Source organism: Geobacillus sp. YHL, assembly GCF_022341265.1.
Taxonomy (GTDB): domain Bacteria; phylum Bacillota; class Bacilli; order Bacillales; family Anoxybacillaceae; genus Geobacillus; species Geobacillus thermoleovorans.
On sequence record NZ_JAEIGB010000012.1, the window covers coordinates 1 to 13,785 of the forward strand.

General features: G+C 49.9%; 15 protein-coding genes and 2 pseudogenes. 3 read left to right on the forward strand and 14 right to left on the reverse strand.

The annotated features are described in order from the left end of the window. Positions 1-83 precede the first annotated feature (83 nt). The 12 genes and pseudogenes from JCR24_RS11365 to JCR24_RS11420 form a co-directional block, all read right to left on the reverse strand. Positions 84-413 carry an AMP-binding protein gene (locus JCR24_RS11365; protein WP_238980643.1) on the reverse strand — a complete coding sequence of 110 codons (330 nt, stop codon included), beginning with the start codon at positions 411-413 and terminating at the stop codon, positions 84-86. A gap of 122 nt (positions 414-535) precedes the next feature. After that, positions 536-1,333: an enoyl-CoA hydratase/isomerase family protein gene (locus tag JCR24_RS11370; protein WP_013145073.1), complete on the reverse strand. Its 798-nt coding sequence runs from the start codon at positions 1,331-1,333 to the stop codon at positions 536-538. Positions 1,334-1,476: 143 nt separating this feature from the next. Continuing rightward, positions 1,477-2,121: a Phenylacetic acid catabolic protein gene (locus JCR24_RS11375; protein ID WP_069304315.1), complete on the reverse strand. Its 645-nt coding sequence runs from the start codon at positions 2,119-2,121 to the stop codon at positions 1,477-1,479. Positions 2,122-2,138: 17 nt separating this feature from the next. Further along, positions 2,139-2,354: a hypothetical protein gene (locus tag JCR24_RS11380; RefSeq protein WP_013145071.1), complete on the reverse strand. Its 216-nt coding sequence runs from the start codon at positions 2,352-2,354 to the stop codon at positions 2,139-2,141. Then, positions 2,351-2,677: a metal-sulfur cluster assembly factor gene (locus tag JCR24_RS11385; RefSeq protein WP_063192791.1), complete on the reverse strand. Its 327-nt coding sequence runs from the start codon at positions 2,675-2,677 to the stop codon at positions 2,351-2,353. Before JCR24_RS11385 ends, JCR24_RS11380 begins: the two co-directional genes overlap by 4 nt. Further along, a complete protein-coding gene (locus JCR24_RS11390; RefSeq protein ID WP_238980644.1) occupies positions 2,677-3,612 on the reverse strand; it encodes a Phenylacetic acid catabolic protein in 936 nt (311 codons plus the stop codon). Before JCR24_RS11390 ends, JCR24_RS11385 begins: the two co-directional genes overlap by 1 nt. Before the next feature lie 283 nt (positions 3,613-3,895). Next, on the reverse strand, positions 3,896-4,870 hold the full coding sequence (locus tag JCR24_RS11395; RefSeq protein WP_023633574.1) for an MBL fold metallo-hydrolase: 975 nt from the start codon (positions 4,868-4,870) through the stop codon (positions 3,896-3,898). Between the two features lie 97 nt (positions 4,871-4,967). Next, complete coding sequence (locus tag JCR24_RS11400; protein WP_238980645.1) at positions 4,968-5,843, reverse strand: PaaX family transcriptional regulator; 876 nt, start codon at positions 5,841-5,843, stop codon at positions 4,968-4,970. A 128-nt stretch (positions 5,844-5,971) separates the two neighbouring features. Continuing rightward, a pseudogene (locus JCR24_RS17560) lies at positions 5,972-6,258 on the reverse strand (enoyl-CoA hydratase-related protein); the annotation flags it as partial. After that, positions 6,258-7,739: an aldehyde dehydrogenase family protein gene (locus tag JCR24_RS11410; RefSeq protein WP_370643334.1), complete on the reverse strand. Its 1,482-nt coding sequence runs from the start codon at positions 7,737-7,739 to the stop codon at positions 6,258-6,260. The pseudogene JCR24_RS17560 and the gene JCR24_RS11410, both read right to left, overlap by 1 nt. After that, positions 7,705-7,911 (reverse strand): PaaD-like zinc ribbon domain-containing protein, encoded by a 207-nt coding sequence (locus JCR24_RS11415; RefSeq protein ID WP_238980647.1) that lies wholly within the window; start codon positions 7,909-7,911, stop codon positions 7,705-7,707. Before JCR24_RS11415 ends, JCR24_RS11410 begins: the two co-directional genes overlap by 35 nt. A gap of 601 nt (positions 7,912-8,512) precedes the next feature. Next, a complete protein-coding gene (locus tag JCR24_RS11420) occupies positions 8,513-8,830 on the reverse strand; it encodes a hypothetical protein (RefSeq protein WP_238980648.1) in 318 nt (105 codons plus the stop codon). Between the two features lie 199 nt (positions 8,831-9,029). Between JCR24_RS11420 and JCR24_RS11425 the strand changes: the two genes are divergently transcribed. Both JCR24_RS11425 and JCR24_RS11430 read left to right on the forward strand, forming a co-directional pair. Continuing rightward, complete coding sequence (locus JCR24_RS11425) at positions 9,030-10,343, forward strand: processed acidic surface protein (protein ID WP_238980649.1); 1,314 nt, start codon at positions 9,030-9,032, stop codon at positions 10,341-10,343. Beyond that, a complete protein-coding gene (locus tag JCR24_RS11430) occupies positions 10,344-10,937 on the forward strand; it encodes a class D sortase (protein WP_060788994.1) in 594 nt (197 codons plus the stop codon). It begins immediately after the preceding gene. A gap of 45 nt (positions 10,938-10,982) precedes the next feature. Here JCR24_RS11430 and JCR24_RS11435 read toward each other — a convergent pair whose 3' ends face one another. Further along, a complete protein-coding gene (locus tag JCR24_RS11435; protein ID WP_238980650.1) occupies positions 10,983-12,146 on the reverse strand; it encodes a CapA family protein in 1,164 nt (387 codons plus the stop codon). A gap of 235 nt (positions 12,147-12,381) precedes the next feature. Between JCR24_RS11435 and JCR24_RS11440 the strand changes: the two genes are divergently transcribed. Then, the gene (locus JCR24_RS11440; protein ID WP_238980651.1) at positions 12,382-12,855 is read left to right on the forward strand and encodes a hemolysin XhlA family protein; all 474 of its coding nucleotides are present in this window, start codon (positions 12,382-12,384) and stop codon (positions 12,853-12,855) included. A 151-nt stretch (positions 12,856-13,006) separates the two neighbouring features. Here JCR24_RS11440 and JCR24_RS11445 read toward each other — a convergent pair. Next, positions 13,007-13,216, reverse strand: a pseudogene (locus tag JCR24_RS11445) (PTS transporter subunit IIC); the annotation flags it as partial. Positions 13,217-13,785: the final 569 nt, after the last annotated feature.

Genomic DNA, 13,785 nt, shown 5'->3' on the forward strand with positions numbered 1-13,785 from the left:
CCTCCTGGGTTTGTTTGTGTCGCTACTCACATTCTACAGGAAAGGTGCTCTTTTTTCTATACCCTTTGGATTTTATTGGATAATCAACACGCCTGGTTTAAAAAATATTCGTAATCTGACGGCTGCATCATCGTATTGACTGGAATCGGCACTGCTCCAATTTTGATGGCGCCAAAAAACGTATAGATAAACTCGGGAGTATCGTGGCAGATCATCACCAGCCGATCCTCTATCCGATAGCCAAGCCTCCTCAGCATATTGCCGGTTTGGTTCACCTTTTCCTGCAATTCTCGGTAAGAAATTTGCTCATCGCGATAATAAATGGCTGTCTTCTTGCCCAATCCGCCCTGAACGTTATGGTCAATAAACACCCCTGCCGCATTGTACAGCCTTCCGAACCCGCGCAATTCCATCGTTCACCATCCCATTCCTCATGAAATTGAACTGCCCGGTAAATCGGCGTGCCAAACAACTGGGCAGCGAAGCCCTCGAAAGGATGAACCTGCCCCTTCATAAGGGCTCCGCTAACCACACATTAAATGCCTTTCCAATTCGGTTGGCGTTTTTCCAAAAAGGCGCTCAGCCCTTCTTTCGCGTCTTCGGAGCGGAACAGCAAGTTTTGCAGCTCCCCTTCATAGCGGATCGCCACATTGAGCGGCATTTCTTTCCCATTCATGATCGCCAGCTTGATGTTCGAGACCGCGTACGTCGCGCTATTCGCGAGCTTGCGTGCATACTCCCGCGTCCGCTCTCTCGTTTCCGCCTGCGGGAACACCCGGTTGACCAGCCCAATCTCCAATGCCTCCTGCGGCGTGATCGTTTCGCCCGTAATGTTCATATCGAGCGCCCGCGAATAACCGATGAGCCGTGCCAGCCGCTGCGTCCCGCCCGTTCCGGCCAATACGCCAAGCGATACTTCCGGCAGCCCGATTTTTCCGGCTTCATCACCCATAAACCGCAAGTCGCACGCCAACGCCATCTCCAACCCGCCGCCAACCGTATGCCCTTCTAAGCAGGCGATGTACACTTGCGGCGAACGCGCGATTTTGTCGAGCGTCTCATTGCAGAACAGGCAAAATTGCGTTTTAAAGCGCGGGTCAGCCGACCGCAAAAAGTTGATATCCGCTCCGGCCGAGAAAAACTTCGGCACATCACTCATGACGATGACGACTTTGATGTCTGGGTCAAAGCGGATGTCATCGATCGCTGCGTTGAATTCTTTGTAAAATTCGAGATCATACGAGTTCGATTTGTTAATGTGCAGATGAATCTCGGCAATTCCATCTTGCTTAAAAACGGTTAAATATTGTTTTTTCGTTTCTACAGCTGTCATTGTTCATTCCCCTTCCTTCAAAAATGATTTGATTGTTTCACGCAGACAACGACGGATAGACATTGCTTTGAAAAGTTCATTTCCCTTGCGCTTCAAGAGAGAGAAAGAATACCGTCTGTTCCTCACCTCCTTGTGTGCCGTTGTTATTTCAACTGAACGAAAGGTTCAGCCGCAACCGTTTTCAATTCCTGCTGCAACCGTTCAACGAGCTTGACTCCGTTCGGCAAGTACCCTTCCTGTTGCAGCTCTTCCTTGCTTTCAACCTTTTTTAACCAAGCCGCCGTCTCGTTCGCTGCAGCGTTCAACGCTTCGCGGAAACGATGCGGAACAGCGCCGCGGTCATGAACGAGCTGTTGAGCCCAATGTTTGGCGTATACAAGATGATCTTGTTGTTCTCGGATCAACTTCTGGATTCGCGATACAATGGCAGGATGGTTGGCATCAAGTGCGGATTGCAAAACAGCGTCAATGGCGGTGTTTGTTGCGTATAGTGCAGCGATGAGCGTGATCCAGTTATGCACGTTGACGGCGCTGGCCAGCGCTTTTCCGGTTTGTCTGTATATTTCCGGCTTTCTTCCTTTCAAACCGCGCAAATCAAAACACCAGTTGTATAACAAACGCGCATGTCCCAGCTCTCCTTGCGCCATCGCGATCGATGCCAGCGTGGCTTCCAAATTCGGACCGCTGACCCCGACCTCAACGAGGCGGTCGCCAAGAACGTATTTATTGTCAGCGATCGTTTCGAGCAACTCAATCAGCGAATGCACAGCAGACTGCCTTTGTTCCATTGCGCCTCCTCCCCCTTTTAGGCAAATAGCCACTTCGGTTTTCTCACCCAAATGAGCTCGCTGCGGTCGACAACGACCATTTCCGCCCAATCTTCCTCATCGTACGTGTAAGAAGCATACACTTTCGCCAACTCCTCGTTTTCCGCCTCCACCGTGCCGATGTGGGACAGTTGGTCGCCCCGTTTCACCCGTGCGAAAATGTCAAACGTTTTTCGTTGTTGGACCGCTGTCATGTAGAGCTCACCCCCCAATATTTCAATTTCTCGCGCCCTTCCGGACTGATCCTGTCGACCGTCCACGGTGGATCCCAAACGACGTGAATATGCACGTCGCGAATCTCTTCTTCCTTGAGCAGTCGATCGCGGATGTCTTGCTCGATCCACTCCATGCAAGCGCATGATACCGCTGTATACGTCATGGTCACATGGAGCTCGTCATCCATTTTTTCAATGCGGTAAATGAGCCCCATATCGACGACGCTGATCGGAAATTCCGGATCCATCACTTCTTTCAGCGCTTGCCAATACTTTTCCGTTTCGGTGTTCCGTTTGTCCATCACACCGCTTCCTTTCGCAGTTGTTCGAGTTCCTTCGCCCCGCGTTGAATCCGTTCCACGAACTCTTTATTTTTCGGGCCCCGATGTTTAAATCGCTTGATGACGTTGTCCCATGTATCCGGCTGGTCAAACAGCCATTTTTTGTTCACCGGGTCAAACTTGCACGGGAACGGCACATCGAGCACGTATTTTTGTTGCTCCTCATCGTAATGGGCTGGGACTTTTACGCCGATCGATTCGCAGAACGGAACGGCCGTTGACAGCCATTTTTGCCGCAGTTCGTCATTCGTCCGCCCTTTTAAGCGGTACTCCAGCTGCGCTGAGCGGCTTTTCAACCGATCCTCGACCCCGAAAAACTCGAGCGCCATTAAAAACATCCAGTCAACCGCTTTTTGCACTTCTTCGCGCAAATTCGGATCCTGCATCGCTGTTCTCATAATGATCTCGCCGTTGCGAAGATGAAACAGCTCCTCTTTGTCCACTTTGACGAGCGCCCGCTTCCATGGTCCGTACGATGTATGCTCGAACGCATCGCCAAGAAGGGTGTAGCCCGCGCGATCGAAAAAGGCGTTAAAGACGCCAAGTTCAATCCAGTTTGAGAGTTCGAAGTCGAAAGCATACGGATTTTTCCAGCAGTGCGGCTCTCGTTCATAGAGCAATTGATCGATGTCTTCGCCCAAATCTTTCAACAGCCGATAGGCGATGTGGGCATGGCCGATTTCATCCTGCATAATGGCCAGCGCTGTGATTTTGCTGTTTAACGTCGGCGCTTGATCGTACACCGTAAGCAGCGGCGGGACGCTCAGCAACTCGGTGTCGCCGACGATCGTCAGCGTCTGTTTCAACGCGTTTAAATACTCTTCGTTCATATCGTCAATGCCTTCGACGATAAATCCATTTTGGACTTTCTCCTTTAGCAGCGTCGCTTGGTCCATATTCCCACCTTCCTTATTACGTTTTTTAAACTATCGTATTCTATACATAATGTTAATACAACGTAAAGATTATTGTCAACATAAAAATAAGAAAAATCCGAAAATTATTTTCAGTCGGAAGCCCCTTTTATTTTCGTTGATCGCCTGTCCGTTCTGTTGGTTTGTTCCAGTCGATCATTTTTCATAGTATGAAACATTTGTTTTCCGTCCGTGCATTTTTCATAGAATCACCAATCGCACAACAAGGCACAAAAAAGCCAGCTGTCTAACAGCTGGACATCGGTCATTGTCGATAAATGATTGCATGTCGATGCTCCTCTTTTTGCAATTCGCCGACAGACACCAAATATTCCAAATGCGCCAGCGTCTCGGCCACCGCAAACCGCCATTGGTGCGCCGTCAATGGCTTATGGCCGAACACACAATGGGCGACTTCATAGGCGGTGCGCCCCGTTCCTGCTAGCGCTTTCATTTTTTGCAACCGTTGTTCGTGGTGGCGGAAAAGATCACCGATCCGCTCGCGAAATTGGCGAATAACCGCGCCATGGGCAGGCAGAGCCACATCCACCTCCAGTTCCTCCACTTTGCGAAGCGAGGCAAAATATTGCTCGAGCGGGTTCGGATGGGCGCCCGGCCATACACTAATGTTCGGAGTGATGCGGTCAAGCACATGGTCCGATGCAAGCAACTGGCGCGATTCCGGCTGATAAAAGCTGATCAATCCATCGCTGTGCCCCGGGACCGGGATGACCGCCCATCGCCGCTGCCCCAGCACAATTTCCGAACGATCCAAAACGGTTAGCACCGGAAACGGGCTGACGCGCAACGACAGCTTCCACATGCTCTCCTCAATGTCCGTTACCAACTCATCCGGCACGCCATGACGGCGAAACATGGCACCCACTTCGCACGCCTGGACGCTCTCTTCCCCCCACACTCGTTCCGCCATCGCATAATCCGGCTCGCTGATCCAGACAGGCGCCTCCGTCTGCTGCTGCATCCACCCGGCCAAGCCAAAATGGTCCGGATGAAAGTGAGTGATGTAAATGGCGCGAACGTGCCGCGGTTTGATTCCAAGTTGCCGAAACACTGCTTCCCAGGCGCGAATCGCCTCAGGATAGCGAAAGCCGACGTCGACGATGCTCCATCCATCCGTTTCCCGACCTACGTAACAATAGACATACTTCATCGGAAACGGAACCGGGATCGGAACACGGTAAATTCCATCTCCCACCATTTCTATTTCAATCTGCGCCATCCTTTTCCCCTCCCCCTGATCTTTTTCTTCCCCGTTCACGCGCTCCCTTAAGTGGACATGCTAAGCGCCGACATCCGAAAACCTATTTTTTGGACGCCTAAATCATTTCCATAAATGGATTAATCGCCTTATCGCGGTTAAATGTCACCTCACGATCCGGTGCGGCCTCAAACAATGTTTCAAAATAACGGATGGCCGGAATGGCGAGCAACTGGTGGACATTGAAAAACAGCTCCCGCGCTCTCGTTCCGCTCCAATCATCAGGCAACAAGTCGTTCGGGAATCCTGGATCGATAAAGAAAAAGCTCCGATACTCATGCACGAGCTTCGTCCGTTCAATGAAGCATTCGCGGTCGGTCAGTTCATTGTTCCAAGCCCGATGTTGGAACTCTTCGTACTTTCGTTCGTACGTTTCAATAAACCGGTCATACTCCTTGGCGATGTACGGGAAATCCCAGCCGCGCTCGATGATTTGCTCATTGCTGTGCGACACGATGGAGCTCGCCGTAAACAAAATGACGTACGGCTCCAAATGATAGTCTTTAACCCATTCCATCACTTGCGGCTCGATCGGATTCGGGCTCGCCCACGTCCCGTGGGAAATGAGACCAAACCCCATCAAGCTCAATTCTTTGCGAATTTGGTTGCGCAGCTCCCGTTTTTGCTCGGGAACGGAGTACGTCAACACGCGCCATTGACCGTCCCATTTGTAGTTCCGTTGCGAATAGACGCGGTTGAACCCGTCCATCATCGTCCGTTTCCCTTTCGGCGTCAACGAATAATAGCTGTTGTTGCCGATTTTCCGCACTTCAAAAAATCCCTGTTGCACCATCCTTAGCGCCGCTCCGCGGATGGACGACTCGGAAATGCCGAAGTGGGACATCATTTGGATCAAGCTTCCGATCCATACTTCGTTCCCATAATGTTGAATATATTCCCCAAATAACGTAAACATGAGCGCTCTCGGCTTCACTGCTGTTCACACCTTGTCTTTTTTTGAATTTTTCTTTTATTATGGTACGAAATCACCTTCCCTTTCAAGCGCTAAATTTATGTTTTCATAAAAACATATCGGCCGAAACGGCCGATATGCACTCTGAATCATTGAACTCCTTTCCAATTCGGTTGGCGTTTTTCCAAAAAGGCGCTCATCCCTTCTTTCGCGTCTTCGGAGCGGAACAGCAAGTTTCGCGCCTCCTGTTCGTAGCGAATCGCCACATTCAGCGGCATTTCTTTCCTGTTCATGATCGCCAGGTTGATGTTTGGAGACCGCATACGTCGTGCTTACTCGCGAGCTTGCGTGCATACTCCCGCGTCCGCTCTCTCGTTCCCGCCTGCAGAAACAACCGGTTCACCAGCCCAATGTCCAACGCCTCTGGCGGCGTGATCAAATGCCAAATAGGTTCAACGGTTTAGTGCCGATATAAGAGACGACGCTTTTTGTCTCAGTGTATAAGTTCAACGTCTCAAGCGCCAGCTCGCGGCCAAACCCCGACTGCTTGTACCCCCCAAACGGCGTGCCTGGAAATGCGGAAATCGGGGAGTTGACCATGACAATCCCAGCGCGGATGCGCGCGGCGACGCGATGGGCTCTTCCGTGTTCTTTCGTCCAAACGGCTGATCCTAACCCGAAAATCGTATCGTTCGCCAGCTTAATGGCCTCTTCCTCGTCACGGAACTTCATGACAACGACGACTGGACCGAAAATTTCTTCCTGCGCCACCCGCATGTCGTTTCTTACATTGCCGATAATTGTCGGCATGTACCAATAGCCTTTTGCAAACTCCTCACCTTCCGGGATTTTCCCGCCGTATAAAATTTCGCCGCCTTCCTCAACCGCCAGCTTCACATAGCTGTCGATCACTTGCTGATGGCTTCGCGAAATGACCGCGCCCATATGCACCCCTCTTTCAAACGGGTTGCCGACGCGGATGCGGGACGCTTTTTCAATCAATTTCTCCATAAACTCATCGTAAATGGTTTCATGCACAAACAGCCGCGAACGCGCTTCGCACGACTGCCCCGTGTTGTAAAAAATGCCGTAAAGCGAGCCGTTGACCGCCGCTTCGATATCGCAATCATCAAACACGATGTTCGGTGATTTCCCGCCAAGCTCCAGCGTCACCCGCTTCAACGTCTCCGAAGCGCGCCGCATAATATCCTTGCCCGTTTCCGTCTCCCCGGTGAAGGCGACTTTGTCAATTCCAGGATGTTCGGTCATATACGGGCCGATTTCGGAACCGCTTCCAGCAATGACATTGACGACGCCGTCCGGAACCCCGGCCTCTTGGCAAATTTCCGCCAACATATAAGCGGTGATCGGCGTATAGCTTGCCGGCTTTAACACGACCGTGCATCCGGCCGCCAATGCTGGGGCGAGCTTCCAAGCCGCCATCATCAACGGATAGTTCCACGGGATGATTTGACCGCATACACCGACTGGCTCTTTGACCGTGTAGTTGAAAAAGCCATTTGGCACTTGGTTGACATCGCCTTGTAACGTAATTGCCGCGGCCGCATAAAATTCAAAATCCTCAATCGCTTGCATAATTTGTCCTTTGGCCGCATCAACCGTTTTACCGCTGTTTAGCACTTCCGCATACACCAAGTCATCGAATCGCTCTCTCATCAAGTTGGCAATTTGATTCAACAGGCGCGCCCGCTTCGCCCCCGTCATTTTGGGCCATTTCCCCGATTCAAACGCCGTGCGCGCCGCCTCGACGGCATGGTCTACATCTTCTTTCGTCGCTTTGGCGACGGTCGCAATCACTTCTTCTGTCGCCGGATTGACCGTTTCAAACACTTCTCCGTTGCTGCTCTCGACATACTGGCCGTTAATAAACAGTGGATAATGTTGCTTGATCCTCATCAGTGGCTTCCCCTTCCTCCTTGGCATCGTCTCTCCATCTCACCCGCTCAAACACGCTTTTGCATTGATGGCAATAGTATTGCGAAACGAGCTGAGCGGTCCCAAATATCGATAGCGGCGCTACGTTCGTTGAGCCGCAAAACGCGCAGCGCACCTCCCCGCGTACCGGCATCGGCTAGACACCTCTTATTATTATGTTTTATTTAATATCGTCAGTTTAACATAATAATACGGAAATTCAAACGTGTTGTCAATCATTAGACTGAAAAAAATGAAAATTTATAATCTTTATTGTACCCTTTCATTCGACCCGAGGTGGCTCATGGCTTTTGAATTATATGGAACAGAAACGGTCGTCTTGATCAAGAAAAAACGACGGGACGCGTTACATCCCATCGGGTTTCCTCAAAAGCCTTGAAACAGTAGAGCAACGTTGCTCCACTGTCTGACTCGTTTCCCCACATTTGTTTTTGCCGTACACTCCCTTACGCCAACTCGCCACGTTTCATTCCGTCGTTTCCACTTTCAAGAAGTGATAACACCCATTCTTTTATATTGATCTCCGAAGCAGGATACATCAATGAATCGGTTCACCAACATCACAACCCGTTTCTTTCCGTCATCTGCTGGCACTATTGAATCCCCTTTTCACCATGATTTTGTCCATTCACTGCAGCGTTCGTGTCGCCCATATGCACGAACCATCAAACCAGGCGACATAGAAAAAGCCGGCGAGCGCAATACCGCCGGCTTGTGGGACACGCAAAAAACCGTTATTTGTCCTGCTGATTGCCCGGACGCTCTGGAGTCATTTCTTCGGCAAACTCCGCCGCAGCAGGCTGCATCGTTCCCATCCGCCGGCTCATCCAGCGGTTGAGGCCGCGAATCACGTTTCGCATCGGTCCTTGCGTCATCGGCGCCATGCGTCTCCCTTGTCTCGCCCCCAACATCGCGGCTGCCACCGCTCCTAAGCTTACGCTGACGAGCGTCCAAATGGCGTTATGGTTTCTTCGCCGTCTAACAACCCCCAACCATGGATTCCAGAACCCGCGGCCGCGCTGAACGCGGAACAGACGGAATAAGCGATCCATTGTACCTCCACCTCCTTTTGCTCGACAGCTCCCGTTCAACGGTTAGCATACGTTTCCTCTGAAAAAGTCATACATGGAAAACATTCGATGCCAACGGGAAGTTCTTTCTATATAAAAAATTCCATATATTTCACTATTTTCAACCTTTTCATGTCCCTATATACTGAATTCGTATATACAAACAAACGGAGGTCACGACATGAAAAACATCGTTCCTTTTGCTTTGGCCGCATCCATCACCACTATATGGCCAGCTTCAGCGTTCGCCATTGAACGCAACGATCCAGCTTTAGAGCAGTATTTAAATGAAGCAGGGATCACAGTCGAAGAGCTGGAAAATTATTTGGACTATGAAGGCTATTCGCTCGATGAGTTTGACAGCGTGGACGAAATGCGCCGTGAGTTCGGCGAGCCGCTCACGGAAGAAAATTTAGCTCAGTTGCTCGCCAAACACGGATTGACCGAACAACAGCTTCGACAAATGCTCATCGACAATGGAGAAATGGAAGAGTCACAGGCCATTACTGATGTGTTTTTATTTTACAATGATCTGGAAGAATATATCGAACTGTTTAAAGATTACTCCGTTCCAATCACGGATGAAACGCTGGCCGCCTTTCTAAACGAACGCGGAATGACAAAGGAAGAGCTCATCGCCCTTCTTGATCGGCACGGCGAATCGTTGGCCGATTACCACTCGATCGGCGAGCTGAAAGATATCGTCGATTATTATCGAAATTTGACGCCGTTGACCGAAGAAACATTAAACAAATTTTTACAAGAAATTGGCATGACGAAAACGCAATTGGAAAAACTGCTGTCTAAAAACGGCGATTCGCTTGACAATTATGCGACGGTCGAGGAACTGTCGGAGGCCGTCATCGACTACTTGCTTCCGGATTTAGACGAGCTTGGTTTGACGGACGCAGAGTTGGAAAAGCTCTATAACCATTTTGAATCGCTTAATATGGAAGATCCGCAATTCGCCGAGAAAATGGAAGAAATCGGCCAACGGCTTGAGGCGATCGGTGCGTACGATTTTACAAGCGTTACGGAGCTATCGCCAACGCAAATCGCTGAGATCGCCAATGTATGGACCGACCTGCTTTCCACATTTCAGCTGGAAGCGAAGTTTTATTTGACAAAAGGTGGCGAGAAAAAGCCGCTCAGCCTGTCGACGCTGCTGACAATGGAATCAGCGAACGGCTACGATTTGCTTGTTGAAATTTACAGCACCGAAGGCGAGCTGCTGGCTGATTTTGTCGTGACCGAAGAGATGTTTGCCTCCGACATATTCGATGAAATCGGCGAAGACTTGCAACAGAGCGGCCAGGCAGCGAAAATCGAAAAAGTGGTGAAACCGGCGCCGCCGAAACCGCTGAAGCGGACCGAAGCCGGAGCGAAACTGCCGAAGACGGCATCCCCGTATGCCGCTTATATGCTTTTTGGTTTGACCTTAATCGGTGCCGGCGCATTCCTTGTCCGCTTCCGCCAAGGAGTTGAGACGAAATAAATGAACCGGAAACGGCTCGTGCGCTTTTTTGGAGCAAGCTTGATCGCAGCTGGAATCGCCGTAGCCGCCGTTAGCGGCTTGAAGTGGAAAAACGGCCTCGAGGCGGTCAAACCGCTGTCTGTTGAAATAGAGAGACAAACAGGCGATGCGCCGATGCAAATCCAAAGTTCACTCTACCCAAAACAGCCCAAAATCGGCGAACAAATCGGCGAACTCATCATCCCGAAGCTCAACATGAGCCTAGCGATTTACCACGGTACAGATGAAGACGAGTTGGAAAAAGGGGTCGGCCATTACGCCGGCAGTGTCCTGCCAGGAGAGGCGGACAACTGCGTGCTTTCTGGCCATCGCGACACGGTCTTCCGCCGTCTTGGCGAAGTCGGCCAAGGCGATCTCTTGATCGTCCGTACGTCCGCCGGCACATTCACCTATAAAGTGCGCAAAGTGCGCATCGTCGACGCCGACGACCGGACGGTCATCGTTCCAAAGCCGAAAGCGACACTCACCGTTTCCACGTGCTATCCGTTCCGCTACGTCGGCCCTGCTCCGCAGCGGTACGTGCTCGTCGCCAACTTAATCAATGATCGCTCTTAACCTTGCAAAAAGCGAAAGGATGGCCGAAACAAGGGCCATCCTTTTTTACTTCACTTCGTACGCGGTCCAAGTCGGCTTTTTGATTTTCGCCGACAGCGAGACAATTTTCCGTTTCACTCGGGCTGCTTCCCCTCCCGCTAACGGCATCGGCTGATAATTGTTTCTTGTCGTCACCGATGAAATGCGAAATGGGATGACGCGGATTTCTTTTTTGGCCGTCCGCTTCCCGTTTTGAAAAGAGAACACTTGCTGGAAGACAAACGTATCTTTGTCGCTCGGATTTTTGTTTCCGCCGAACATAAAATTGCCGAGGCTGTAGACGATGAACTTTCCTTTATACTCCTCAATCCCTTGAATGACATGCGGATGATGGCCGACGACCAAATCGGCGCCGCTGTCAATCGCAAAGCGCCCGAGCGCCTTTTGCGTGCTGTTTGGCACATAGCTTCGTTCCACTCCCCAATGGAAATGGACTAGAATGATGTCGGCTCCTTGTTTCCGAAGCGTGCGAATATCGTTGGCGATTTGCTTGCGCAACGTGCTGGTGTTGCTCCAGCCTTCGTAGCCAAGCGCTCCAACTTGAATGCCTTTGACCGTTTTCAACAGCCGGAGCGTGCGGCCGAAATAACCGATGTTTTCCTTTTTTAAACTGGCAATCGTGTCATTGTATCCTCGTTGCAAGTAATCGTATGTATGATTATTGGCCAGATTCACAGCATCAATGCCGCCATAAGTTAAGATTTTCGCATAACTCGGGTGGCCGCGAAAACGAAATTTCTTGCTTGCCTTCCGCGTCGAGGTCGTCAGCGTCGTTTCCAAATTGACGGTCGTAAAATCGTCCTTTTTGAAGATCGGCTCAATGTATTTCGTAAAATAGCGCAAGCCGTGCTTCTTCGCTTCTTCATCAAACGAATACGCATAGCCATAATTTTCATCGCGCCCGAGCGTCACATCGCCCGCCGCGCTGATGGTGATGCGCACTTCGTTCGGGTTCGGCGCCGCTTGTTTGGCAGAGGCTGACGCTATCACCATCTTATCGATCGGACTCGGCAGCGGTGGATGCTCGATTGTTTGCCCCGCCAGTTCGTTTGGCGCCGCCAGCACTTCCTCGACGCCGCGATCAGCCGCATTGCTGCAGGAAAATAAAAAGATGGACGCCATACACATACACATAAGCGCCGCATTTCTCCCCTTGATCCATGCGTTCATGTTCCCTCTCCTATCAATCTATTTTCTTCAAACTACCACAACTTCTGCTAATGACGTATTCAACACACCCCCTATTTATCCCTTTTCTTTCCCTCAATTTAGGAGTGATGGCCTAGCCAAGCCATGATATAATGAGCTTGCAGGCGTTTCCTCTCCTATTTCCACATCCTGGACTCCTCACGTTTCATGGTTGAAACGCCCCGAGTGAATCCCATCTCGATAAGGAGGTTTCTTCATGGAAGAGCTGTTGCGGCAGTTAACCACACTTGTTCAAGGACTTGTCGATGACATGTCCGTCCTGAAGCAAGACATGCAAACGGTGAAGCAAAAATTGGGTCAACTTGAACAACGGATGGACAAGCTAGAACAGCGGATGGACAAGCTAGAGCAGCGGATGGACAAGCAGGAAGAAGAGCTGCGCTGGCTGAAAGAGCAGATGAAAGAAAACACGGACATGATCAAAGCGATCCGCGACAATCAACTCGAGCAGCGCAGCATCCAAGACGGCATGCGCCATGAAATCGCCAGCCTCCGCGGAGAAATGGCCGGCATTCGCGAGCAGATGGCCACAAAAGACGATCTTTCCCGCCTTCGCGAGCAAATGGCGACAAAAGAAGACATCTCCCTCATTCATCAGCGGCTTGATTATCAACTTAGCCGCATCGCGAAAGTGGAGGAGGAGATGTATTTGCTGAAGAAAGCGGATTGACACTCCACACGCTTAAAGGCGTGGGATTCTTGGGTCGCTCACGTCCTCATCCATTTCTGGTTCGGACAACGCCCAAGTTCAGGGGTGTGTCATCACCCCGTCCCATCGGGTTACGATGTACCCCAATGGGCGGCGCACCTGTGACCAGTGCGCCTGCTAGTACGACATAGACTCCTGCAGCAAACGTGATTCCTTGCATAAGAGAGAAGACAAGAAAATTGACACCGCCGCTTAACTCCTTCTCGATAAACGATTTTCCGGCAAACGGAGCAACGACAAAAAATAACAGCACCATTGTCAACGACATAGCCACCGGTGTATCACGAAGAAAACTCTATGATTTTGGCGCTTTAATATCTTCAATATCTTCCCTAAATCCGTGACAAAACATCTTTACAATAGTCGCAAACTGTTGATACGATAAAAGAAGACGACGTTAACGACTTTTCATCAAGGAAACATTTCTAGAGGGAGGATTTCATTGTTTAGGGATATAAAGATAAAATTGATATCAGGGATACTATATAAGTTGAAACTTTGTTTTACATCCAGTAGAGCGCCCGCTGCATTCTATCAAAATGACTTGTTATGAAGGAAAACAGAATCGAACAATCGGAAAATCTTTATTGCAACTTATATAACTTCAATTAATTCAGGTTTTTTATATTATCTAATTGAATCCAAAGGTGTCACTGTATCAAAGGAATTAAATATTTTAGAGGGACTATTAGAAGTTCTTGTCAAGTCCTTACTCTACTCTATAATATGTGTACTTCCGCTAGTTATTTTGTTCGGTATACCAATCTCCTTATTGATAGACTACGTATTACAAAGAATAAATCAAATGAATCCTCCTATATCATTTCTCCTGCATGCTATAGCCTATTTTATTATCGTAATAATATATTGGGTGATCAATTTTGGAGTAGA

Excerpts from the sequence above, each read along its gene's own strand:
- JCR24_RS11420 (WP_238980648.1), bottom strand. The coding sequence starts at position 8,830 with ATGGATCGCTTATTCCGTCTGTTCCGCGTTCAGCGCGGCCGCGGGTTC.
- JCR24_RS11410 (WP_370643334.1), bottom strand. The coding sequence starts at position 7,739 with ATGAGGATCAAGCAACATTATCCACTGTTTATTAACGGCCAGTATGTC.
- JCR24_RS11440 (WP_238980651.1), top strand. The coding sequence starts at position 12,382 with ATGGAAGAGCTGTTGCGGCAGTTAACCACACTTGTTCAAGGACTTGTC.
- JCR24_RS11395 (WP_023633574.1), bottom strand. The coding sequence starts at position 4,870 with ATGGCGCAGATTGAAATAGAAATGGTGGGAGATGGAATTTACCGTGTT.
- JCR24_RS11390 (WP_238980644.1), bottom strand. The coding sequence starts at position 3,612 with ATGGACCAAGCGACGCTGCTAAAGGAGAAAGTCCAAAATGGATTTATC.
- JCR24_RS11380 (WP_013145071.1), bottom strand. The coding sequence starts at position 2,354 with ATGACAGCGGTCCAACAACGAAAAACGTTTGACATTTTCGCACGGGTG.
- JCR24_RS11415 (WP_238980647.1), bottom strand. The coding sequence starts at position 7,911 with ATGCCGGTACGCGGGGAGGTGCGCTGCGCGTTTTGCGGCTCAACGAAC.
- JCR24_RS11385 (WP_063192791.1), bottom strand. The coding sequence starts at position 2,677 with ATGGACAAACGGAACACCGAAACGGAAAAGTATTGGCAAGCGCTGAAA.
- JCR24_RS11430 (WP_060788994.1), top strand. The coding sequence starts at position 10,344 with ATGAACCGGAAACGGCTCGTGCGCTTTTTTGGAGCAAGCTTGATCGCA.
- JCR24_RS11370 (WP_013145073.1), bottom strand. The coding sequence starts at position 1,333 with ATGACAGCTGTAGAAACGAAAAAACAATATTTAACCGTTTTTAAGCAA.
- JCR24_RS11425 (WP_238980649.1), top strand. The coding sequence starts at position 9,030 with ATGAAAAACATCGTTCCTTTTGCTTTGGCCGCATCCATCACCACTATA.
- JCR24_RS11375 (WP_069304315.1), bottom strand. The coding sequence starts at position 2,121 with ATGGAACAAAGGCAGTCTGCTGTGCATTCGCTGATTGAGTTGCTCGAA.
- JCR24_RS11435 (WP_238980650.1), bottom strand. The coding sequence starts at position 12,146 with ATGAACGCATGGATCAAGGGGAGAAATGCGGCGCTTATGTGTATGTGT.
- JCR24_RS11365 (WP_238980643.1), bottom strand. The coding sequence starts at position 413 with ATGGAATTGCGCGGGTTCGGAAGGCTGTACAATGCGGCAGGGGTGTTT.